The organism is Granulicella mallensis (assembly GCF_014203225.1).
Lineage (GTDB): Bacteria > Acidobacteriota > Terriglobia > Terriglobales > Acidobacteriaceae > Granulicella > Granulicella mallensis_A.
The window spans coordinates 263,158-286,522 of sequence record NZ_JACHIO010000006.1; the positions used below are offsets into that span (position 1 = coordinate 263,158).

At 59.5% G+C, this 23,365-nt stretch carries 17 protein-coding genes; 9 read left to right on the forward strand and 8 right to left on the reverse strand.

The window, feature by feature from the left end; all coding sequences use genetic code 11:
* The first annotated feature begins 655 nt into the window (after positions 1-655).
* Positions 656-3,619, forward strand: a complete 2,964-nt coding sequence (gene bamA, locus HDF15_RS08995) for an outer membrane protein assembly factor BamA (protein ID WP_184254760.1) — start codon at positions 656-658, stop codon at positions 3,617-3,619.
* 686 nt (positions 3,620-4,305) lie between these two features.
* Here the strand turns inward: bamA and HDF15_RS09000 are convergent.
* Positions 4,306-5,181: a hypothetical protein gene (locus tag HDF15_RS09000; RefSeq protein WP_184254762.1), complete on the reverse strand. Its 876-nt coding sequence runs from the start codon at positions 5,179-5,181 to the stop codon at positions 4,306-4,308.
* Between the two features lie 168 nt (positions 5,182-5,349).
* Between HDF15_RS09000 and HDF15_RS25835 the strand changes: the two genes are divergently transcribed.
* From HDF15_RS25835 to HDF15_RS09025, 5 genes are all read left to right on the forward strand, one after another.
* Entirely contained in the window at positions 5,350-5,694 is a 345-nt protein-coding gene (locus HDF15_RS25835) for a hypothetical protein (protein ID WP_260330951.1), read from the forward strand.
* On the forward strand, positions 5,691-6,476 hold the full coding sequence (locus HDF15_RS09010) for a septal ring lytic transglycosylase RlpA family protein (RefSeq protein ID WP_184254764.1): 786 nt from the start codon (positions 5,691-5,693) through the stop codon (positions 6,474-6,476). The genes HDF15_RS25835 and HDF15_RS09010 overlap by 4 nt, the downstream gene beginning before the upstream one ends.
* Positions 6,477-6,884: 408 nt before the next feature.
* Positions 6,885-8,255, forward strand: coding sequence for a pectate lyase (gene pelA, locus HDF15_RS09015; RefSeq protein WP_184254766.1), 1,371 nt, complete (start codon positions 6,885-6,887; stop codon positions 8,253-8,255).
* 16 nt (positions 8,256-8,271) lie between these two features.
* Entirely contained in the window at positions 8,272-9,591 is a 1,320-nt protein-coding gene (locus tag HDF15_RS09020) for an NAD(P)/FAD-dependent oxidoreductase (protein ID WP_184254769.1), read from the forward strand.
* A 507-nt stretch (positions 9,592-10,098) separates the two neighbouring features.
* Positions 10,099-10,842 carry a YIP1 family protein gene (locus tag HDF15_RS09025; protein WP_184254771.1) on the forward strand — a complete coding sequence of 248 codons (744 nt, stop codon included), beginning with the start codon at positions 10,099-10,101 and terminating at the stop codon, positions 10,840-10,842.
* A 93-nt stretch (positions 10,843-10,935) separates the two neighbouring features.
* Here the strand turns inward: HDF15_RS09025 and HDF15_RS09030 are convergent, their stop codons facing one another.
* Positions 10,936-11,364, reverse strand: a complete 429-nt coding sequence (locus HDF15_RS09030) for an OsmC family protein (RefSeq protein ID WP_014263441.1) — start codon at positions 11,362-11,364, stop codon at positions 10,936-10,938.
* Positions 11,365-11,470: 106 nt separating this feature from the next.
* On the reverse strand, positions 11,471-12,778 hold the full coding sequence (locus tag HDF15_RS09035) for an NCS2 family permease (RefSeq protein ID WP_184254773.1): 1,308 nt from the start codon (positions 12,776-12,778) through the stop codon (positions 11,471-11,473).
* 89 nt (positions 12,779-12,867) lie between these two features.
* Between HDF15_RS09035 and HDF15_RS09040 the strand changes: the two genes are divergently transcribed.
* Entirely contained in the window at positions 12,868-13,383 is a 516-nt protein-coding gene (locus HDF15_RS09040) for a cupin domain-containing protein (protein ID WP_184254775.1), read from the forward strand.
* Between the two features lie 257 nt (positions 13,384-13,640).
* Here HDF15_RS09040 and HDF15_RS09045 read toward each other — a convergent pair whose 3' ends face one another.
* From HDF15_RS09045 to HDF15_RS09055, 3 genes are read right to left on the reverse strand one after another with little or no spacing between them, the layout of a single operon-like run.
* Positions 13,641-14,117: a nucleoside deaminase gene (locus HDF15_RS09045; protein WP_184254776.1), complete on the reverse strand. Its 477-nt coding sequence runs from the start codon at positions 14,115-14,117 to the stop codon at positions 13,641-13,643.
* 20 nt (positions 14,118-14,137) lie between these two features.
* Positions 14,138-15,697 (reverse strand): hypothetical protein, encoded by a 1,560-nt coding sequence (locus HDF15_RS09050; RefSeq protein WP_184254777.1) that lies wholly within the window; start codon positions 15,695-15,697, stop codon positions 14,138-14,140.
* 35 nt (positions 15,698-15,732) lie between these two features.
* On the reverse strand, positions 15,733-17,118 hold the full coding sequence (locus HDF15_RS09055) for a CCA tRNA nucleotidyltransferase (protein WP_184254778.1): 1,386 nt from the start codon (positions 17,116-17,118) through the stop codon (positions 15,733-15,735).
* 342 nt (positions 17,119-17,460) lie between these two features.
* Between HDF15_RS09055 and HDF15_RS09060 the strand changes: the two genes are divergently transcribed.
* A complete protein-coding gene (locus tag HDF15_RS09060; protein WP_184254779.1) occupies positions 17,461-18,639 on the forward strand; it encodes a tRNA (adenosine(37)-N6)-threonylcarbamoyltransferase complex transferase subunit TsaD in 1,179 nt (392 codons plus the stop codon).
* A 327-nt stretch (positions 18,640-18,966) separates the two neighbouring features.
* On the opposite strand, the gene dnaG is transcribed toward HDF15_RS09060, so the two are convergent.
* Positions 18,967-20,760, reverse strand: a complete 1,794-nt coding sequence (gene dnaG, locus HDF15_RS09065; protein ID WP_184254780.1) for a DNA primase — start codon at positions 20,758-20,760, stop codon at positions 18,967-18,969.
* Positions 20,761-21,583: 823 nt separating this feature from the next.
* Positions 21,584-22,513 (reverse strand): NmrA family NAD(P)-binding protein, encoded by a 930-nt coding sequence (locus HDF15_RS09070; RefSeq protein WP_184254781.1) that lies wholly within the window; start codon positions 22,511-22,513, stop codon positions 21,584-21,586.
* Positions 22,514-22,664: 151 nt separating this feature from the next.
* Here HDF15_RS09070 and HDF15_RS09075 point away from each other — a divergent pair, with 151 nt between their 5' ends.
* The gene (locus tag HDF15_RS09075) at positions 22,665-23,237 is read left to right on the forward strand and encodes a TetR/AcrR family transcriptional regulator (protein ID WP_184254782.1); all 573 of its coding nucleotides are present in this window, start codon (positions 22,665-22,667) and stop codon (positions 23,235-23,237) included.
* The last annotated feature ends 128 nt before the right edge of the window (positions 23,238-23,365 follow it).

Genomic DNA, 23,365 nt, shown 5'->3' on the forward strand with positions numbered 1-23,365 from the left:
CCATGCCGCAAAGGCAGTGTTGACAGGCCCTTTCCACTCTGCCGAAGAACCGGGCCCCGGCGAGCCGCTTTTGCTCGCTGGGTGGTAACGCCGGAGTGAAGCCCACAGGGCGCAACGACTGAATTGCCTTCCTTCGTGCGACCAGGCTGCACAAGAACCACCAGAGACACGTTCGAGGATGTGGCCACCCGTTTCGCCGCAATCAAAGAAAGCAATTCAGTCGCTCCGGCTGCGCCTTCACTCCAGCCTTCGGCAGAGAGGTATGGGCCTTCGGCCCGGTTTCCTGCGGCATGGCTGAAGCCATGCCCTTAACGAAACAGTGCCACAGCGAGCCATTTGCACAATCGAACTTCATCCCAACAGCCGTTTGATGACACACCCTAAAGCTTTTGCCTTTGTTTTTCCTATCCACGCTTTACGGTTTTGGCGACGCGAATGAAAAGCAAATTCGTTATGAAAAAGGCAACTGCAAAACGTGGGCTTCAGGTCCGGGAGCAGGGTTCGGAGGAAGATCTTGATTTATGTACGCCGAAGGGTCGCCGCTACACTTCGCTTCTCCCGAGTAGCAGTGCATCCCCTATAATCAAGATTCCCTTCGTTCGCGCAGGGTTTGGTATTCAAAAAAGCTTTGAGAGATTCAAAGAGCAGTGAGGGTGTGGTTATCTTTACCGGAACGCGAGTGAGCGGAAGCTCTCTGATCAGTACGTCCCAGCCTGTGCGCGCGCGCTCGAGCCGCATTCGCATTCCAGTCACCGCGCTTACAGCGTTGGCGACGATGGCCTTGATTCCAGCTCTCACACCCGCACTTCGAGCGCAGGTGCAGGCCCAGCCGCAGTTCAGCGGAGCGCAAGCAGGCCCGCAGATCCTGTGCCAGACGCAGGTCATCGGTAACCGCCGCATCCCCAAGGAGTCCATCCTGGCGCGGCTGTTCTCGCGGCCTGGAGATCCCTTCGATCCCGTCGTGGTCGAACGTGATTTCAATTCGCTCTGGAACACCAGCTACTTCGACGATGTGCGCATCGAGCGCGTCAATGAGGCAAACTGCGTTCAGCTCATCGTGTACGTGCGCGAAAAGCCCACCATTCGAGAGATGAACTTCAAGGGCCTGAACGCCGTCACCATCTCCGATGTGTACGACCGCTGGAAGAAAGAAAAAGTCGGTCTCACCGTCGAGAGCCAGTTCGATGAAACGCGCGTCAAGCGTGCTGAAGTCGTCCTTCAGGAGATGCTCGGCGAGCACGGACATCAGTTCGCGGTCATCAAGACCGAGATCAAGACGATTCCTCCAGCCGCCGTTGCACTGACCTTCAATATCAAGGAAGGCCCTACCGTAAAGGTGGGCAAGATCGTCTTCCAGGGCAATCAGCAACTCAGCGCGCGTGAACTTCGCGCCTCGATGAAGAACCTGAAGCCCATCGGTATTCCGCACTCGATCTTCCTCGAAGATCTTCTGCCTCGCACCTTCGACGCCAGCAAGCTGGACGAAGATGCGGAGCGCGTACGCGGAGCCTATCGCGACAAGGGCTACTTCAAAGCACTGACCGGTGAGCCGCAGACCAACGTCCGCAATGCCGGCGGCATCAACCCCTTAACGCTGCGTCCTTCCACCGGCAAGCGCGTCGACATCCTGATCCCCGTCGAAGAAGGTGCTCGCTATCGTCTGGGCGGCATCACCTTTACCGGCAACAAGGAATACACCAACAAGAAGGCCCTGCGTGCGCAGTTCGCGCAGAAGGACGGCGAGTACTTCAACGCCACACTCTTCGGCAAGGGCATTGAAGCACTGCGCAAGGCCTACGGCGAGGGCGGCTTCATCAACATGGTCGGCACACCAACCCCGCGTGTCGATGAAGCGAAGAAGCTCGTCTATCTCGATGTCGACATCGACGAAGGCAAGAAGTTCTACGTCTCGCGCATCGAGTTCTCGGGCAACACCATCACCCGCGACAAGGTCATCCGCCGCGAGATCCTCATCGAAGAGGGCCAGGTCTACAACAGCCGTCTCGTCGATCTCTCGCTGCTGCGCTTGAACCAGCTCAACTACTTCGACACGCTAAAGGCTGAGCAGGACGTGGAGACACGCCAGAACGCTGACGCCGGCACGGTCGACCTGCTGTTGAAGCTGAAGGAAAAGGGCAAGAACTCCATCGGCCTGAACGGCGGACTCAGCGGTCTTTCCGGCTCCTTCATCGGCCTCAACTACGAGACCAATAACTTCCTCGGACTGGGCGAGACCCTGAACGTAACCGCTAACATCGGCGATCTGTCGCGCACCCTGAGCCTGGGCTTCAATGAGCCCTATCTGCGCAACAAGCCGATTTCGCTGGGTGCGCAGGTGTTCAGCAGCAAGTCCGACTTCAACCCGGCCAAGGCCGCCTCTCTTACGGGCGCAACAGCCAACCAGTCGGCCCAGGCGCAATCGCTGTCGAGCAACTACAACCAGTCCTCGACCGGCTTTACGATCTCAACGGGTACGCCGTTGCGCAAGCTGTTCCGTCGTTCGGGCGTGGCCAGGGTCGGTGTCACCTACTCCCTGTCGCGTTCGGGCATCACGACCTTCAGCGATACGACGCGCAACGTCTTCCAGTCGCTGGCATTCCGTTCCGGTATCGCAGGATCGAGCCAGCTGACCGGCATCATCACCTCCATGGTGACGCCGAGCTTCAGCTTCTCGACGCTGGACCGGGCACAGGGACCGCACCACGGCAAGGACTTCAACATTGCGTTCCAGGTTGCAGGCATTGGCGGCAATACCAAGTACTACGCGCCAACCGCAACCTACCGCCAGTTCTTCCCGATGAAGGGCTTCAGGATCGATCGTGAGGGACACAACGTCCTGGGCTATCGCATCCAGCTCTCCAACGTCGCCGGCTTCGGCGGTCAGGTTGCACCGCCCTTCAACCGTATCTATGGCGGCGGCGAGAACGAAGTACGCGGCTTCGACATCCGTTCGAGCTCGCCGTATACCTTCATCCCGACGCGGGTATTGTTCAACCTCACCAACCCCGACGGCACACTGGTTCCGCGCGACCCGACCAACGCCACACTGGGCAACGTGCAGATCCCCCTTCCTATCTATCGCCTGGCTCCCATCGGCGGCGATACCAGCCTTACGTCGAATCTCGAGTACCGTATCCCCATCGTCAACCAGGTGACGTTTGCAGTCTTCACCGACTTTGGCCTGACCTTCGATACGGAGAAGTCGCAGCTACGTCAGAGCGTCCTCGGCCAGTCGATCCTCAACACGCCGCTCTATGGTTGCCCTGAGGTCATCAACGGCGCCTGCTTCGGCGGACAGAAGGTGACCTTCCCACTCGACCTGGCTACGGTGCCCCATACAAACGTGGTTCCGCGTATGTCGAACGGTGCCGAACTGCAGGTCATCCTGCCGATCGTCAACGCACCGTTCCGCATCTACTACGCTTACAACCCGCTCCGTCTCTACAGAAACCTGCCACAGCAGTTGGCTGTAACGCCGCAGCAGTTCCAGCAACTCTTCCCCACCAACCTAGGTGCGGGTCAGTTCACCTACCAGCAAGCCCTGCAACTCTACGGTGCGGATTACGTACTGCGAGAGCCGCGTAAGACCTTCCGCTTTACCGTCGCAACGACGTTCTAAGAGCAGGAAATAGAAAACAGAAAGGCCCAGTCTACGGACTGGGCCTTTCTGTTTAGCCTCTGCTCCTTATGCTGCGCTGTTGCTGTTCTGATTGTCATTCTGCCCCTGAGCGAGACCGCAGGACAGGAACTTCAGTCCTGCATGGACAGGCGAGAACGTGCACACAGGCACGAACCGGAAGGGCACGGCTTCAGCCTTGCCACAAAAGGTCGAGCTGAAGTCTCATACGACTCTGCCGAAGGCCAGAGTGAAGGCGTAGCCGGAACGGTGAATTGTCTTCTTTGGTAGAGGCAAACCAGTCCGGCCGTCGGCACAAATCGCTGCAGCACGGCTGACGTGGAACCAGCACTTCACCCGTTGGACCTTCGTGAAGGTAGCGCAGCGAAGAGAGACACGTGGACATTCCCAAGCGTCTTCGGCTCGACAAAAGAGAGCAATTCGGTCGTTGCGGCTGCGCCTTCACTCCAGCCTTCGGCAGAGCGGTACAAGGCTTTTGGCCTGGCTCTTATGGCACGGTTGAAACCGTGCCCTTCCGGTTCTCACCAGACGCATATTTGTGGTGATACGAGCAAACAGCAGATTCCCTTCGGGAATGACAACCAGAAAAGCAACAACAAAAACAACAGCAAAGGCAAAAACAAAAACAACGACAAAAGCAAAGACAACGACAAGAACGGACAGCCGCTCTAATCTTTCTTCTCGAGATGAAGTGTCTGCAATACCTCATCATGAAATTCGTTGAGGAGGAAGCCGAGGGCTGCGCCACCCAGCGACCCGCCATAGGTGGAAGCCGTATCGTGAAAGTTCCTGTTGACGCTTGGATAATAAGCGTTCGTCAGCACACTGGACGCGGCATATCCCAGCAACAGGGAGCCATTGACTGTGGAGTCTCCACTATCCGTACGCGTAATCAGCGGCCGTGATGCCGCGTACGCTATGCGATAGAAAAAGTTGTGCTGCGGCCCCTGCACATAGTAACGGCTATCCTCATGCAGCATGGGAGCGAGGATCGCATCCGAGAACAGAGATTCTGTGGTGTCACGAAGAATCACCGCTCCCAGACGCTTTTTAAAGGCATCCGTGTCGCTGCCGTAGTTCGGCTGGCCGTTGGCCAGTTGCGAGTAGCCTGCCGCAAATACCATCCCGGCAATGCCTCGTGGCGAGTAAAGGTTATGGATGCCAAGTACGACCTGTTGACGCGTCGTCAAGGGCTGTGCCGTCCATCCAGCGGGGACGTTTTTCGTCAGCGTCGAAGCGACATGCGTACTCTCCACCCGGCCCCGAGGTGCGGAGACCGGCTCACGAAGAGCAACCGCGCTGGGGGCATCAGGCAGATCCTCCGTATCGTCGCTACTACTTGATACGGCATCGGAGACGGCGACCGACTTGAAGAACTCTTTCGCTGAGTCAGAAGAAGCCAGCAACATCGTCTCTGTTCGAGCTGCGGCCGGAGAGAAGATCCGGTCCTGACCTTGTGCCGTGCGTGGCCCTGCTACCAATACTGTGCCGAACAGCGCTGGAACAAAAAAGGAGATACTCCAGCTACGCAAATTCAAGTTCATCGAGCCCTTCCGTTCTTCCGGCCAACGGCTGCACTGGAACGGCAGTCTTGCCCCGCCGGTGATGGGGCTCTTTATAAAAGGACGCCTTCGGCTCCCATGCGGTTGTATTTGGAGAAGTTAGCTGACGCACAAAGCAGGGCCGTTACCAGCTAGGCACTGTGTCCCGCAATGACGTTGACTCTCCGCTTGCACGAACGAATCATCGAAGAGGAAGCGTTGCCGACGCGGGGGTATGGGCCAATGGAGCAGCAAAGCGGAACAAAACGTCCCTGGGAAGAGCGGGTCGCAGAGACCGGCGCACGGCTCCGCGATGAGTTTCAGGAGGAGCTGCGGCGCGTCGTGCGGTTCATCGATGACGAGGTCGTTCCCGAGGTTCGCCGCAATGGCTCGACTGCCCTGCGCAGCGCCGCGAGCCGGCTGCAACAACTCGCGGAACACATGGACGACAATAAGCACTCCAATCCAGGCAGCAAAAGCGGCGAATCCGGCAATTCGGATGGAGAGACGCGATGAAGAAACTGCGCGCAGACCTTGGCCGCAGGGAGGCAACGTTCGCGATGATGGCGCTTGCTTCCCTCCTCATGGCGGGGTGTCACCATAGGACGACCGTTGCCTATCAGCCTCCACCGCCGCCTGTGAACTCACATCGCTCGACGACAAGCACTGCCTCCACTGAGCCGCCAATCGACCTCAAAAAAGAGGCCTCCAGCGCTCCTAAGGGTTTCTTTGACGACACCAGCGGCAGACCTGTCTTTACCGAAGAGGGCACCGCAAGCTGGTATGGCACGATCTATCACCACCACGCTGCCGCCGACGGCACGATCTTCGACCAGAACGAGATGACCGCCGCTCACCGCACTCTGCCGATGGGCTCAACGGTGCGCGTGACCAACCTTGCCACCGGCCAACAGGTGCTGGTGAGGATCACCGATCGCGGGCCGTTTGCGCCCGGCCGCGTACTGGACCTCTCCATGGGCGCAGCTAAGGCCGTTGGGATCTATCGTGCGGGCGTGGCGAAGGTGAAGGTTGAGGCCTTTGCTCATACAAGCACCGACCCCGAGGGCAGGTGGTGTGTGCAGACCGGCGCGTTCAAGACAGAGGGTGACGCACTCGATCTAAAGGCCGGACTGCTGCACCGGTACAACACGGCAAAGGTCACCGAATTCTCCGGTCCCACCGGCTTCTGGGTGCGGATCGACCCCGCACAGCACAGCAAGACCCAGGCCTCCGAGATCGCCGACTGGATCGGCACACCCGATCCGGCGGCGCTGCCTTATCTGGTGCGGCTCGATTGAAGTGCGAGTGGCAAGTGAGAAGTGGCAAGTGAGAAGTGGCAAGTGAGAAGTGAGAAGTGGCAAGTAATTCCTCGCCAGTGCGGTGTCTTGTTGTCCGCGTCGTTGCCTTTGCCTTTCTGGTTGTCATTCCGAGCGCAGCGAGTGAACCTGCTGTCTCCCGTTCTTCGCCAGTGTCGTCACGAACGTTAAGCTCCAGCACAAAGCAGATTTTTCAGACCCGGCCCATCTGTTTTGGGCAGCACAAAAAGCGGGAGACAGCAGGTTCACTCGCTGCGCTCGGAATGACAACCAGAAAGTAAGAGCAACGGCAACAACAAAAGCACCGGACTTGCCACTTGCCACTTGTCACTTATCACTCGCATCATCCGCACTTTCTTCCTTGGCTTAACCCTGTAAGACAGGCGTAGGATGTTGTCCGTGCGCTCCCTTACTCTTTTCCTCTTTGTTCTGCTGCCCCTGCATGCTTCGGTCATTGGCACGAGCAAGCCTGCCGAAGCTTTGACCGAAGCCCGTGTGATGGCGCTTCCAGCGGCGCAGCGCGGGCCGTGGCTCGACTACCTGAAGCGATCCGCGGAGCAGATGCGCGCCGATAAGGCTGCGCTGGCCGCAGAGCGCGAGGGTCTGGAAGAGATTCCCCCACTGCCAAAGCAGTATTTTTCAGCCAGATCGATTCCGCTGCATCGCGCGCCGGAGTTCTACAAGAGCGAGGAGGCGCGGCACATCGGCGATGTCATCCTGTCGTTCCAGACGGCGGCAGGAGGCTGGTCGAAGAACCTCGATATGAGCGGCTCCGCGCGCCTGCGTGGACAGAGCTATGCCACGGCAAACCTTGCTCCGGTCGGCAGCGGGCCGGGCGACTTCGATCAGGCCGCCGACGAGAAGTGGCACTATGTCGGCACGCTCGACAACGATGCCACCAATACCGAGCTGCACTTTCTTGCGGAGCTCTCGGCGGCACTGCCCGGACATGAGGGCGACGCCTATCGTGCCGCGGCGCGGCGCGGAATCAAGTACCTGTTGCAGGCTCAGTTCCCCAACGGCGGATGGCCACAGGTCTGGCCCCTGGAAGGTGGTTATCACGACGCAATCACCTTCAACGACGATGCCGTCACGGAGTCGGCCCAGGTGTTGACGCTGGCTGCAAGGGGCGAGCGCATGGCTTCCGGCAAGGAAGCGGGTGCGGCCGATTCGCAGCAACCGATGGAGGACTACAGCTTCGTTCCCTCAGCCTTGCGCGTGAAGGCCAAGGCAGCCGCAGCCAGGGCGCTTCAGTGCATCCTCGCAACGCAGGTCCGCGTGCCTGCGGCGGATGACAAGGGCACGGTCCTCACCGTCTGGGCGCAGCAGCATGACCCGCTGACGCTGGCCCCTGTCGCCGCGCGTAACTTCGAGCCGGAGGCGCTCAGCTCGGGCGAATCGGCCAATGTGATGGAGTACCTGATGTCGCTCAGCCATCCTTCGCCTGCCGTCGTGCGTTCCGTAGACGCGGCTGCCACATGGTTCGAGGCCCACAAGATCATGGGCTATGAGTGGAGCGGCGGACGGAACACTCCGGGCGGACGCAAGCTGACGGCCTCGCCGGGTGCGGGTCCGCTGTGGGCTCGGTATTCCTCACTGACGACCGGCAAACCGATCTTCGGCGACCGCGATAAGACGATCCATGACGATGTGATGGACCTCACACTCGAACGGCGCAACGGCTACGCGTGGTACGGCAATGGGCCGGAGAAGACGCTCCAGGCATACGCTGCTTGGAAGGCCACACATTCGGCGAGATGAACGCATCCAATCGTTCATGCGCGATGAGATAAAAGATAACGACGTTCTAATTCTTGGAGCCGGTATCGCCGGACTGGCGGCGGCACGTGCCCTGGGCGAACGCGGCATACGGGCCACCGTACTGGAAGCTCGTGAGCGCGTAGGTGGACGTCTACTCTCGCGTCGATCCGCAGGCGGAGGCACCGTTGAACTCGGCGCGGAGTTCGTCCACGGACGTGCTCCGGAGCTGTGGGCGCTTCTCGCAGAGTGTGAAGCGCAGACCACCGAACGCGACGGCACGATGCTGCGCGAGGAATGGAATGGCGGCCTGATCGAGGACGACCCGAAGGATGACGAGATGTTTGCGCCGCTGGAAGACCTCGAAGACTTTGCAGGCGAGGATGTCTCCTTTACCGACTGGCTTGCCACCAGCGAGGTTGCCGAAGAAGATCGCCCCGCGTTGCTGGGCTACGTCGAAGGCTTCAACGCCGCCGACGCGCACAGGATCGGCATACGCTCTCTGGGAGTGCAGCAGAAGGCAGAGGACACCATCGAAGGAGACCGTGCCTGGCATCTTCGTGGAGGCTATGCGCAGCTCGCGGAGTACCTGGCCGGCCGCGTCAAAGACCTTGGCGGCGATGTCCGGCTCAACACAGAGGTCCTCGCTATTCGCTGGAGCGCGCACCAGGTTGAAGTCGAAACAACTCAAGGCATTCTGCGCGCGAAACAGTGCATCGTTACGCTCCCCCTCGGCGTTCTGCAACGCGTCAACAGCGAGACTGCCTTGCGCATCACGCCGGAACCCGCAGCTATCTCACAAGCGCGGCGGTTGGAGATGGGCCATGCCGTTCGCTTTACGCTGGTCTTCCGGGAACGCTGGTGGGAGCAATCGCCTGCCCTCGATGCCGTAAGTCTGCAGACGATGAGCTTCCTCTTCACCTCAAAGCGTCTGCCCGCCGTCTGGTGGACACCGCATCCTGAGCCGGAGGCGTCTCCTACGCTGACCGGCTGGGTGGGAGGGCCTCGCGCCATGGCGCTCGAAGGCAAGAGCGCGGAGGAACTGGGACGTGAGGCCTGCACCGCTCTCGCGGAGGTCTTCTCGATGGACGAAGCCCTGGTGCGTGCTTCTCTCCTGGAGACGCACACTCATGACTGGACCAACGATCCCTTCGCGCGGGGAGCCTACAGTTATGTTCCTGCCGGTGCGATAGATGCTCCCACGGCGATGGCACAGCCGGAGGCGGATACTCTCTTCTTCGCGGGAGAGCATACCGACACGACCGGGAATTGGGGAACGGTGCATGCGGCGCTCCGCAGCGGTCTGCGTGCGGCGCAGCAGGTGCTGGGCGAGGGGTAGGAGTGTCATCGGAATGCTATTCCAGATGGAGAATTGAGCCGTGCGAATAGCATCCTGAGGCACTGTTTCGTTAAGGGCCCGGCTTCAGCCGGCCCGTAAAAGCTGGGCGCAAGTCTTTTCCGCTCTGCCGAAGGCCGGAGTGAAGGCGTAGCCGGAGCGACTGAATTGCATTCCTGAGCGCTGCCAAAACTCTGCAGGGCTCACCAAGGCTGTATCTGTGGGCTGGGCGGCTTGTTTCGCCACGTCCAAAGAAAGCAATTCAGTCGTTCCGACTGCGCCTTCACTCCAGCCTTCGGCAGAAAGGTACGGCCTTTGGCCTGCGACTTATGGCATGGCTGAAGCCATGCCCTTAACGAAACAGTGCCTCAACAAACGCTACGACGAGAATGAGAAAACAGCTACCGTGTCAGGCGCTCCTCCACCAAAGATTGAGGTCTTCCAGACCGCTGCGCCTTCGCGTACACTTGCAGTCAATCGTCCAACACCCCCTGAAGGAGCCCCTGTCTCATGACCGATGCTGTTCCTCTGCCCGAAGCCCCCGCACTCTCTCAGGTTGAGCGCGTGGTGGACACCTTTATCGCGCCCTCCAAAACCTTTACCGATATCCTGCGCAACACCAGTTGGTGGCTGCCCTTTATCCTGCTGGTTCTTGCCACTGTCGCCTCCTGTTTCGCCATGGACAAGAAGATCGGCTTCGAAAGCATTACAGAACACCAGATGACGAAAACCCCCGCAGCCGCGGAACAGTTCCAGCAGTTGCCGCCGGCGCAACAGGCCGCCAGGCTGCACGCGGGAGCGACCTTCACACGTGCCTTTACGTATGGCGCCTGCATCCCCTACCTGATCGTGATAGCGCTTGAAGCTCTGGTGCTCTGGGGATGCTTCAACTTTGGACTGGGCGCAAAAACGACCTTCGGTCAGGTCTTCGCCGTCATCATGTACTCAGGTCTGCCACGTCTCTTCATCTCGTTACTGACTGTCATCTTTCTCTTTGCAGGGGTTGGCACTGAGAGCTTCGATATCCAGAATCCTGTCGGTACGAACCTCGGTTACTTCCTTCAGGGTTCGTCACCAGCCCTGAAAGTCGCAGGCAGCTTTTTCGATGTGTTCGGCCTTTGGGCGCTGGCACTGCTGGTCATCGGCATGGCGATCGTCGCGCGCAAGAGTATGGCTCAGGCCGCAACCATCATCGTTGGATGGTGGTTCCTGATGCTGCTGATCTTCACTGGGATCACCGCAGTAACCAGCTAGCATACAAGTACCCGCACCTCATTGAAGGATTCCGGATGAAGGCAAAAGGGCGCTCCCTGAGGGAGCGCCCTTTTGCATCGTGTTTGTAAAGACCTAGACCAACTGCGCGTCCAGGGTAATCTCAGCAGCCTTCAGCAGGCGCGAGATCGGGCAGCCTTCTTTGGCCTTCTTCGCGATGGTGTCGAAGGTTTCCTTATCGATGCCCGGAACCGTGGCCCGGGTGGTGAGGAGGATCTTCGTGACGGTGGGGCCTTCCGGAGCCGTCATCGACAGGGTGACGACAGCCGTGGTCTCTACCGTATCGGCGGTGTGGCCCGCTGTCGCGAGTTCGTTGCTGAAAGCCATCGTGAAGCAGCCCGCATGAGCCGCAGCGATCAGCTCTTCGGGGTTGGTGCCTACGCCGTCTTCAAAGCGCGTCTTGAAGCTATATTGCGCATCCTTGAGGGTGTTGCTCTGCGTGCTGATGCTGCCCTTGCCGGCCTTCAAATCGCCGTGCCATACTGCCGTTGCTTTGCGGTCCATTGCTTTTCTCCTGGGGAAGACGCACAAGCCAGAAGGCGGCACGTCTTCATAAGTTGGATGCAGACTTTCATACGAGGCTGCACCGGTTGATGACTGTCAGACTAATTTATCCCGCATGCAGGTAAATGAAACGCGCCAGAAAGAGCAGCGCCAGGACGTAGAGCATCCAGTGCTGGCGGCGTCCGCGGCCCGTCGCCAGCTCCAGCACCGCAAAGCTGATGATGCCAAACGATAGCCCGGTCGCAATGGAATACGTCAGCGGAATGGTCACGAGCGTGAGGAAGGCCGGGACCGCGACACGTGGCTCCTCCCAGTCAATCCGAGCAGAGCCTGCAACCATCAGAGCGCCCACCAGGATCAGGGCCGGCGCGGTCGCAAAGTCAGGAATCGCCCCGACCACCGGCGCAACGAAGATCGCCACGAGGAAGAGCAGACCCGTCGTGATCGCCGTTACCCCCGTGCGCCCACCCGCGGCCACTCCGGCGGAGCTTTCGATGTAGCTCGTCACCGTCGACGTTCCAGCGAGTGCGCCCACAACGGTCGAGGTGGCGTCGGCGAAGAAGATCTTATCCAGCCTTGGAATCGTGTGATCTTCCGCGATCAGCCCGGCGCGTTCGGTGACGGCGACGAGCGTCCCGATGTTGTCGAAGAGGTCGACGAACAGGAAGACAAAGATGATCTCCAGCGCATTCATCCTGAGCGCGCCGCGCAGATCCAGGTGGAATGCCGTCTCGCGGATCGCAAGCGGATTGAAGGTCGAAGGATGCCAGTGCACCTGATGGCAGAGAATGCCGGCGAGCATCGTCCCCAGTACTCCGATCAGCATCGACGCCTTTACGCGATAAGCCTGCAGCACGGAGATCAAAATAATTCCGAAGATAGCCAGCAGCGTGGAGGGAGAGTGCAGGTTGCCGAGCGTGACCGTCGTCGCCGCGCTGGGCACGATGATGCCCGAGTTGCGCAGACCGATGAAGGCGATGAACAAGCCGATGCCACCCGCCACCGCCGCATGCAGTTGATACGGAATCGCGCTGATGAGCCGCTGCCGAATGCCGCCAAAGGTCAGCAGCAGGAAGACGATGCCGGAGAGAAACACCGCTCCCAGCGCCGTCTGCCACGGCACTCCCATCCCCTTGACGACGGTATAGGTGAAGTACGCATTCAACCCCATGCCCGGCGCCAGAGCCAGCGGATAGTTCGCCAGCGCACCCATCAGGATCGACCCGAAGGCCGCGCAGAGGCAGGTGGAAGTCGTCACGGCGGCCAGCGGCATCCCGGTCTGGGACAGAATCGACGGGTTCACGAAGATGATGTACGCCATCGTGATGAACGTGGTCAGTCCGGCGAGCACCTCGGTGCGCCAGTTGGTGGAGTGCTCGGCAAAACGAAAGTAGTGCTCCAGGCGGCTGCGCATTGAGGCTGCTGGGTTCCCTTCGTGGATCAGATTTGCGAGAAAAGACTGTTGGTCTTCAGAATAGCGTGAGAGATGTTCGAGGCTTCCCCATGAGTTCGCTTAGCGCAAAAAAAGTAAAAGAGATCCTCAACCTGGAGCCCCTTCAGGGCGAAGGCGGTTGGTTCGTTCAGACCTATGCCGCTACCGAGACGATTGCCGCAGGCCAGTTTGGGGACAACCGTTATAACGGCCCACGCAGCACCTCGACGGCGATCTATTACCTGCTCGAACCGGATACCTTCAGCGAGATGCACTGTCTCGCCAGTGATGAAGTGTTTCACCACTACCTGGGCGGGGCGGTGGAGATGCTGCAGCTTCATCCGGACGGGCACAGCGAGACGGTCCTCATAGGCCCGGACCTCGCCGCAGGCCAGCGCCCGCAGGTGCTCGTGCCGCGCGGCGTCTGGCAGGGGTCGCGGCTGCTGCAGGCGGAAGGCTTTGCCCTGCTGGGCTGTACCGTCAGTCCCGGCTTTGAGTTTGCGGACTACCAGTCAGCGCCGCGCGAAGAGCTGATCGCGAAGTGGCCTAATGAGGCTGAGCTGATTGGGAAGTTGACCCGGGGTTAGCTTGCCCGGTACTTGTTTGTTTTTCGTCGTCATCCTGAGGCGTAGCTGAAGGACCCCCGCATTTCGCACGATGCCGCTGGAGCGAACGCTATTACTCCGCCTGACATCGTTTGTTTGGGGTAGCACTAAGCGGTTGTGGCAGCACCAATGCGGGGGTCCTTCGCCGATGGCTCAGGATGACGACGAAAAACAAACAACGACAAAAACAACAGCGAAAACAAGCAACAGCAAAAGCCACAACACAGCTGCGGCGTTCCTTACACCTGCTCGTCCACACCGATATCTTCATTCCACACTTCAGGCCTGGCGGCTATATACCCCGTAAGCATCTCGACACATTCGACGGAGTCGAGATCGATCACGTTGATGCCCAGTTCGCGCAGCTCTTCGATACCGCCCTGAAACGTTCGAGACTCTCCGACAACGACCGTTTGAAAGCCGAACTGGCGCACCAACCCGCTGCAGTAAAAACACGGGGCCAGCGTGGTAACCATGATGAGATCGCGATAGCTCTTCTGCCGCCCGGCGCGGCGAAAGGCGTCCGTCTCGCCGTGAATAGAAGGATCGTCCTGCTGTACGCGGCGGTTATGCCCACGGCTGACCAATGAGCCGTCGGCACGAAAGATGGCAGCGCCGATGGGGATGCCACCCTCCGCCAGCCCTGTGCGGGCCTCTTCGATCGCGACCCGCAGCATCGCGGCGTAATCCGGGGTAGTGTGCTCAGCCTTCAACATAGGCAGTCAGCCTCTCGAAATCAGTGGAGTGGGTGAAGCTCTTCCTGGGCCAGCACCGCGCTGCCCTTGCGGAGATAGATGCGGTAGGCCGGTGCACTGTCGTCGCCGAAGTGCCTCTCTACGACCTGAACGTACGTGGAACGCAGATAGGCCGCATACAGAGGCCACGCGTCCACCTTATCGAAGCTCACGGTGCCGTGCTGGAACCACTCATTTCCCAGGACCACCACGTTGGCCGGATGCTTTCGGTCACGGTCCAGAAACCAGCTCCTGTAGTACTCGACCGCCGGGCTGTCCGTAGGAGAGAACAGGAGAAGATCGCCGGTCGTTCCGGTGTTCTGGACCAATCGCATCCGGTAGAGAGCGCCGATGCAGCCGTTGATCAGGTCCATGCACTGCACCTGCTGCTGCAGGCTGTCGCCGCCGAGTTGCGTAAGGTCCTTCTGCAGCGCATAGGGGAGCTCGCCCGCCTCCTGCCCTACCGTCGGAGAGCGATGAATGATTCTCCCGTAGTACGGCACAACCACCAGGAACATCGCTGCTATGCCTGCCACGCCCACCAGCCGGGAGCGCGTGTCTTCGCGATGCATCGCCTCTGCAATCTCCCACCCAGCCCAGAGCAGGATAGCTATGACGAACATATAGCGGTGGTAGAGATATCCCTTGCCCTGTGCGAAATACGAGAGCGCTCCCATCGCCGCTGCGAAGAAAAGCGCCCAGCGCTCCCACCCCATGCGCCGAGAGCCTAAGGCTGCCGCCAGCACTCCAAACACGATGGGAAGAGCCAGCGGTAACGGCATGAGATGCCGCACCATGTAGACAGGGCCGCGCCCATTGAGGTGTCCGTAAGAAGGCACAATCTTGAGGCAGATGAACAGAAACGCCTGCAGGGCCTGATGCTGGATCAGGAACTCAAGCATGAGTGCCCCAACAGCGATATTCCCGGCCACCCCCCACAGCAGGTACCTGCCTGCGGGCTCGCCACTCCGCCGGAGAACGGCAAAGGCCAGCGCCAGCAGCGCTACATCCAGTAGCAGAGCGCTGGGTTTCAGCGACATAGCCAGCCCCGACAGCAGACCGAAAGCCAGCATCAACAAGGGCATGCGGTGGCGGATCGAGAGAAACAGCAGGGCCGTGGCGGCGATCAGCAGCACCATCATCAACTCATCGCGCTCCGTAGCGAGGATGGGTCCCTCGGCACAGTGCATCAGGATGAAGAACGTCGCCGCATAGATGCCGGCGAACCAGCGGCGCGAGCCTCCGATCACCATGCCGCTGACGGTGAGCACGGCCATGAGAAAGAACTCGTACACGCGCCACGCGAGATCGCCCCCGCCGAAGACCGCCATACCCCAACGCTCCGTGAGGTAGCAGCCGGGCAGGTTCATGTCCGTGATGTCGGAGTAAGGGCGCAGGCCACGGCTCATCAGGAAGTTGACGTAGTGCATGATGGGGGTGTCCCACACCATGGGCCAGTGCACCGAGCGCGCCACATAATAGGCGAACAGACCGACGAAAACGGCGCTTGCGATCCAGCGAAGACAGGTAAGCGATCGGTCGGATAGTGCGCCATTAAGCATTGTTCGAATCTTACCGGAACTCCTATCCAGCTTCGTTATTTCGGTGCGCCGAATCGATCTTCCACAAATCGCAGGGCACCTTCAGGAGTGGTCACGACACCCTCCAGTTGCGCATCCTCCGCCGCCACCAGCATCTCGCGAAAGCCCGGCCCCGGCTTATAGCCTGCGGCGATCAGGGCCTCCCCGTCGAGCAGTAGCCGGGGCTTGATCTGCTCTTCTCCCATCTCGTCGAAGTGCTGTTTCGCGAAGTCGTACATGCCGAGAGCGCCGTGCGAGCTGAGGCTGTCGGCGCGATGCAGAGCCAGGTGTTCGTCGAACTTCGGCAGACGCAGAAAGCGCTTCAGCGTGGACTGCTTCATCTTGGTCACATCGCCAAACTGCATGTGGTGTTTGATCAGGGCGAGAATCTGCTCCATGTCGTCGTTGCTGAAGCGCAGGCGGAGAAGGATCGTGCGGGCAACGGCGACACCTATCTCCACGTGGCCGTTGAAGCGAATGCGATCGCCAGGTTTGGCGGGATCGGGAGGCGTAAACGTCGCAGGCTTGCCGACATCGTGGAGCAGCATGCCCCAGGTCAGCGTCGGGCTCGCCGCCTTCGGCAGATGGTCCAGCAGCATCAGGGTGTGCGTCCACACATCGCCTTCAGGGTGATACTGCGGCGGCTGCGCAACGCCCTTCATGCGAGCGACCTCCGGCAGCACCTCACGGAGTAAGCCGCTCTCCTCCAGCAGCTCGAAGCCGCGCCGCGCGCCGCCTTCCGTCAGGATCTTCGTCAGCTCGTCGCGCACACGCTCGGCGGATACCTGGGTGATGTTTATAGCCTGCTCCTGGATCGCTACCATCGTGCGGGACTCGATGGCGAAGTCGAGCCGGGCGGCGAAGCGAATCGCGCGCAGCATGCGCAGCTTGTCCTCGGCAAAGCGCGTGGCGGCGTTGCCGATGGCGCGCACCAGTTTCCACTCCAGATCGACCTGTCCGCCGACGAAGTCGCGCACACAGTCCTGCAGGCGATCGCCTTCTTCGTAGTCGATGACGTCGAGCAGCAGGCCGTTGATCGTGAAGTCGCGACGCAATACGTCTTCGCGCGGATCGAGCGAGAACCGCACCGCGTCGGGACGGCGGCCGTCGCTGTAGGCTCCATCGTTACGAAACGTAGCGACTTCGGTGGCCGTGCGTTCGCCGTGAACAAGTTCGATCACGAGCACGACGCCGAAGTGCGCACCCACGGACTCCGTACGAGGAAAGGCGGCCTGCACCTGATCCGGCGTTGCGGAGGTCGCTACATCAAAGTCGTGGGGATCGACACCGAGCAGGAGATCGCGCACACATCCACCCGCGAAGTACGCGGCGTGTCCAAGTTCGCGCAGCCGCCGTGCGATCGTGAGCGCTGCTTCGTAGTGCGAGTTGTTCAGCCTTGCCATAGATTTCTAGTATCCGTCTAAGGGTGCGATTGTGATTGTTTGCGCACTCGTTTTTCGTCGTCATCCTGAGCGGTACCGGGGTCCCCGGCGAGCGCGTACTTTGCGCTTGCTGGGGTGGTTTGGCGAAGGACCCCCGTATTGGGACTGCCAATAGCTCTCTGGTGCGCGAAGAGCGTGCGACCAGCGGGCGCCTGCATAAGCGGTATTCGCTACCTCTGGCATCTTGCAGAATGCGGGGGTCCTTCGCGTACCGCTCAGGATGACGACGAAAAACAAGCAACGGCGAAGAACAAGCAACGGCAAATCGAACTGCAATTTTCGACAGGTTCTAAGATAGAACGAGTGCACTCCGGTCTCATCCTCGGCATTGAAAGCTCCTGCGACGAAACCTCCGCGGCGGTCGTTCGCGGCGGTCGCGAAGCCCTGTCTAACGTCGTCGCTTCGCAACTGATCCATGGCGACTACGGCGGCGTTGTGCCCGAGCTGGCCTCACGTGAGCACCTGCGTGCCATCGTGCCCGTCGTACAGCAGGCGATGCAGCAGGCTGGCGTGGCCTACAGCGATCTCGAAGCCATCGCCGTTACCGAAGGCCCTGGGCTTGCAGGCGCGCTGCTTGTAGGGCTTACTTTCGCCAAGGCGCTGGCCTTCGGCACAGAGCTTCCGCTGATCGGCGTAAACCATCTCGAGGGCCACATCCACGCGGTGCTGATGCACTCGGAGGAGTCGTTCGCCGAGGCCTCTCCGCTGCTCGCGCTGGTCGTCAGCGGCGGGCACACACACCTGTATCTCGCGACGAAGACCCCGGAAAATACCTGGCACTATCGCAACGTGGGCAAGACTCTCGACGATGCCGCGGGCGAGGCCTACGACAAGGTCGCCAAGCTGCTTGGCCTGCCCTACCCCGGCGGCCCCTGGATGGACGCGCTCGCGACGCACGGAGACCCCAAGGCCGTGCCCTTCAGCTTCGCGCAGATCAAGACGAAGGCCACCGGCAACACCGCCCCCAAGCTCGCTCGCGAGACAGACAACGAGACGCGGCGGTTCGATCTCTCCTTCAGCGGCATCAAGACGGCGGTGCGCCGCTACGTCGAGTTGCACGCCATGCGGGAGCGCATCGACGCACGGGCGCGGGCTTTGCAGGAGTCCGACCTCGCGAAGGGCAAGCCCAGCGACCCGGCTACCCTCACCCGCGCACTGGAGTACTTCGAACCCGAAACGCTTAATCTCATCGCCAGCTTTCAGGCGTCGGTAACGGGATATCTCACGCGCACCGTGTTCGCTACGGCCGAGCACTTCGGCGCGCGCGGCCTGCTGGTCAGTGGAGGCGTAGCCGCCAACAGTGAGCTGCGCCAGCGCATCTCCGCCGAGGCGGTACGGCGGCGGCTGCCGGTTGCGTTTCCTTCGATTGCGCTATCCACCGACAACGCCGCGATGATCGCCGCAGCCGCCTGGCCCAAGCTGCGTGCCGGGCAGTTCGCACCCGAGACGATGGAGCCTACGCCGCAGTTGCGATTGGGGTAATGCTCTTTGTATTAGATTCGGGAAACACCCTCTAGCTGGGTGCCCCATCCTCGACGCGCGTTCTTTGCGCGGCAGGGTGGGGTATAGATGCTAAGCGAATCCCACAAATCTTCGAAGCGCGCTCTGCGTCGGGGGTATCGTGCAAAGCACGACCGTCTTTGGCTTATAGGGGCGACTGCGGCCTGATTGAGGAGAGCGGTCGTTTGCTACCGCAAACGATAGCCCACCCTGCCGCGCAAAGAACGCGCGTCGAGGATGGGGCACCCGAACTGTACACCCGAACTGTATTTTGATCTACAACCTGCAGAAGAATATCGCTATGGGCCTTCAACCATCCATGCGCTTCAACTCGGCGTCCAACTGCACCTTCTCGTGCGCCAGCTGCATCACCACCTCCTGATTGCCGTGGCGCGTCGCTTCGGCGATCAGCGTCCGAACCTCACGGAGGCGTCGATCCAGCCGGCGCTGATGCAGCGTATGCAGCGCATTCTGTACCTGCTCATAGAGTGTCTCGCGCGAGGCTTCGCTCTCCCCCGACGAGTGATGCAGCACACTCGCCAGCAGCAGGCGCGAAGCGGCGTCCGGTGCGGCCTCGAGTGGATTGTCCGGGGACGGGCCGTTCGCCAGCACATCGATCAGAGTGGCCGCTGACAGTTCCGTGCACCACTCCGGGTTCGCAGCAAGCTGCTCTGCCGCCAGTATGCGCGACGAATCGGCATCCGGCAGGATGAGCGCACACAGCAGAATGCGTTCAATCTCCGACACGCCCTTCGGTTGCGGCGCGCGCACGCTCTCCAGCCGCTGCTGTGCGGCCTGCTTCAGCTCCTGCCGCATCAGCGAGCTCTCGATGCCCAGCTTCTGCGCGGCGTTTTCGGCAAAGTCATTGCGGGAGATCAGGTTTGGAATGCGGCGAATGTGCGGCAGCAAAAAGTTCATGGCCTTTACCTTCGCCTCAGCCGTTCGCGCGGGAAACTGCAGGCGCGCGCGCTCGATCAGGAAGTCCTGATAGCGAGAGGCATTGCGCACTGCCGTTGCGTACTCCGCTACCCCGCGCTCGCGTACGAAACGATCGGGATCGAGCCCGCCATCCAGCGTGATCACGCGTACGTCGAAGTCTTCCTCCACCAACAGACCGAGAGTCTTTTCCGCGGCGTTAGCCCCGGCCTGGTCCGGGTCGAAGTTCAGCCAGACGCGCTTGGTGAATCGTCCCAGCATGCGCAACTGGTGTTCGGTAAAAGCGGTGCCGCTGGTGGCAATCACGTTGTCGACGCCGTTCATGAAGAGCGAGATGCAATCCATCTGCCCTTCGACCAGCAGTGCGGCGTCCTTGCTCTTGATCGCGGCCTTCGCCTTGTCAAGATTGAAGAGCACCTGCCCCTTCGTATAGAGCGGCGTCTCGGGCGAGTTCATGTACTTTGCGCCGGCCTTGGGGTCGACATCGACGGAATCGAGCGCGCGGGCCGTAAAGGCGATGGGCTTGCCCTGCTCGTTCATGATCGGAAACGTGATGCGCTTGCGGAAGCGGGCGTACATCGGGCCGGGCGAGCCGTCTTCCTGCTCCTTCCAACTGAACAGCCCGCTGGCGCGCAGCACCTCTTCGGAGAAGAACTTGCTCAGTCGCTCGCGCATATCGTTGAAGTTGTCCGGTGCGTAGCCAAGACGGAACTTCGTGATCGTATCCGGCGTGATGCCGCGGCCTGTCATGTACTCACGGGCCCGGGCCGCCTCCGGAGAGTGCAGGTTCTGCTGGAAGTACTGCGTCGCGGCCTCGTGGGCGTCGATCAACTGCTTACGCAGCCCGGCGGCTTGCGCCTCCTGCGGCGAGTTGAACTCGCGTTGCGGGAGCGGAATGCCCATCTTCGTCGCGACCGAGCGCACGGCCTCGGGAAAGCTGAGGTTCTCCATCTTCATGACGAAGGTAAAGACATCGCCATGCTCATGGCAGCCGAAGCAGTAGTAGCTCGTCGTTGCGGGATAGAGATAGAACGAGCCCGATTTTTCCTTGTGGAACGGGCATAGCGCCGACCAGTTCGCCCCGGACTTACGCAGCTTGATGTACTCGCCGACGATACGAACGATGTCGGTCTGCTGCTTTACGGTCTGGGCAAAGTTGTCGGCCATAGTGGTCTCTACTTAGTGTAGGCGGTGCCTGGGGCGTGTCATCAAATTACTATTTCGGGTTGAAAAGTGAGCCGTGCAAATCGCATCGTGAGGCAAGCCCCGGAAGGGCACGGCTTCAGCCGGGCCATACAAGTGAGACACTAACCCTCTTCTTCTCTGCCGAAGGCTGGAGTGAAGGCGTAGCCGGAGCGACTGAATTGCTTTTTCGGTGCCGCCAAGACTGTGCAGCGCTCGCCAGGGATGTATCCGCGGCTGGGGTGAGCCGTTTCGCCATGACTAAAGAAAGCAATTCAGTTGTCACGCTGCACTCAAATGCCGGAATGGCCTCCTCAAGGCTATTTTTCGGCACATAAATCCAGGAATTAGCCCCCCTGTTTGTACGTAAATCCCGGAACGAAACTGATGCATATAAAGGGCATAGCGAAATTTGTGCACTTATATCCCGGACAAACTTCAGCACTAACTTTGTCCGGGTTTTATGTGCAGTAATCCGGGATTCTAGTGCAGGGAAAATGCACTTATATCCCGGAAAAAGATTGAAAACAAACAGGCGGAATTCCGGGATTTGAGTGCAGCGTGACTACCTGAGGCTTGAACTCAACGAGAATCAAAAGCCAGTCAGCGTAACTGCAGCGCCCAGCCAATAGCTTTGAATTTGACGATATAGCGGCTCACGATTGAACGAAGCGATGTTTCTCCGCAGGACATCTCTTACGGTGGCCCCAAGCGAGGAATAACCGGTGTGGCTGGATGCGTAGTTGGAGTCTTCGTGGATCCAGCATTGCCGCTCAGCCCACACTAGTGCCTAGTTCATACTCCGTTTCTATGAGGAGTGAGGCGTCAAAGCATGCTGATTCTCCAGAATAAAGTCGCGAATCGTTTTCGACTGCCGTCCTATGAATCGCTCGGTCAGATCATTGGTAGTCCGTGGCTTTAGTTGATTTCTGAGGTTAATCGTTTGGGACACAAGGTGGTTGACTGCTCGCGGGTTCTTACCCTGCAAAACGACATCGAGTACATCCCGATATGCTTCAGGAGTAATTTCTTCATACCGAACTGGCCGGCCAACAATGGACGTGATTAATTCAGCAACCTGGCCGTAACTCAATTTTTCGGATCCTGTCGGATAGAGAACAGTCTCTGAGGTTTGACCCGGGTCAGCCAGCAGGCTCGCCGCTATGAGTCCGGAATCTTCTCCCGAGATCCAATTTACGGCCACATCTCCATGTGAATTACGTATGACCCCTTCTCTCTGAATAAATTGAGCATGCAGCAGGAGAAGCTCATGAAAGAAGGCATCAATGCGGAGATGAATGCACTCAAAACCAGCCCAATCCAAGATTTTCTCAGAAACCCATTGGGCGCGACCGTGGGGGCTCGGATTGCTCGGACCAGAAGCGGAAACGGACATGTTGACAACTCGTTTCAGGCCCTGTTCCCGCCCGGCTGCCGCAAATAGACCTGTGGCCTCCGCGATACCGTCGGCCACTGGATAACAAAAGAACGCGGTCTCTATCCCATCGAGAGCTGTACTCAGGCTCGCGTAGTCGGTGAAATTGCTGACGGCAATCTGGGCACCGAGTTTGGCGAGAGCTTCCGATCGTTCGTCAACCTCGCGCACCATTGCTCGAACGGGCAATTGTCGCTTCAAGAGCTCTTTGACTACAGCCGTGCCGGTGCTACCAACGCGACCGGCCGCTCCCGTGACAAGAATAGGTTTGGACAAGGTGCTGGATGGGATTTTTGCTGACATGCTTCTCCTGTGATGACAGAACTTCTGATCGGGATGTGGCTGCTTCCAGGCTTGAATCACCGGCAGACTCAAGCACGAATGCTCGTACTCATTATATTACGATCATAATGCAACGAGGATAGTATTGTCATGTATCAGAGGAGAGTAGAAGATGCGATATGAGAAGGGACATAAAGAGGCCACGCGGAAACATATCTTGGATGTGGCGTCCAGGCGCTTCCGTAAAGATGGAATCGCGGCGACCGGACTGGCCTGCATTATGAAAGACGCCGGACTTACCAATGGCGCATTTTATGCTCATTTTCCATCGAAAGCCGCACTCGTGGAGGAGGTACTGATCACCTCGCTGGAAGATTTCAATAATGAGTTCGTGTCACGTCTCGGCGAAAATGTTTCTCAGCTTCACGAGTTTATCCGCGTTTATTTAGGTACTGAGCACCGCGATGAACCGAAGAGCGGCTGTCCTACATCGGCTTTGGTTGCAGAGATCGGTCGAGCCCCCAAGCCAATAAGGAAGGCGTATACCACCAGTATCGAAGACTTTTTCGGACGTGTTTCTGAAAGCATGAATGGTACGGATCCCGCATTGGCAAGGCAGCAAGGAATTGCTCTATTTGCGCTCGCAATCGGTAGCCTTCAACTTGCACGCGCGGTAACGGATAAGCAGCTCTCTGAAGAGATTATGCAGGCTGGAATTGAAGTAGCTATTAAATTTACGGCCTGATCTTCTGACGACAGGTCAGATGCGCTATGCGAACCGCGTCCAGTTGCCTACGCAGACAATGGAGCATGATGGCGAGATCGCAAAGGCAAGTACGGATGCCCCGACCGGATCACAGCTGAACTTCGGGG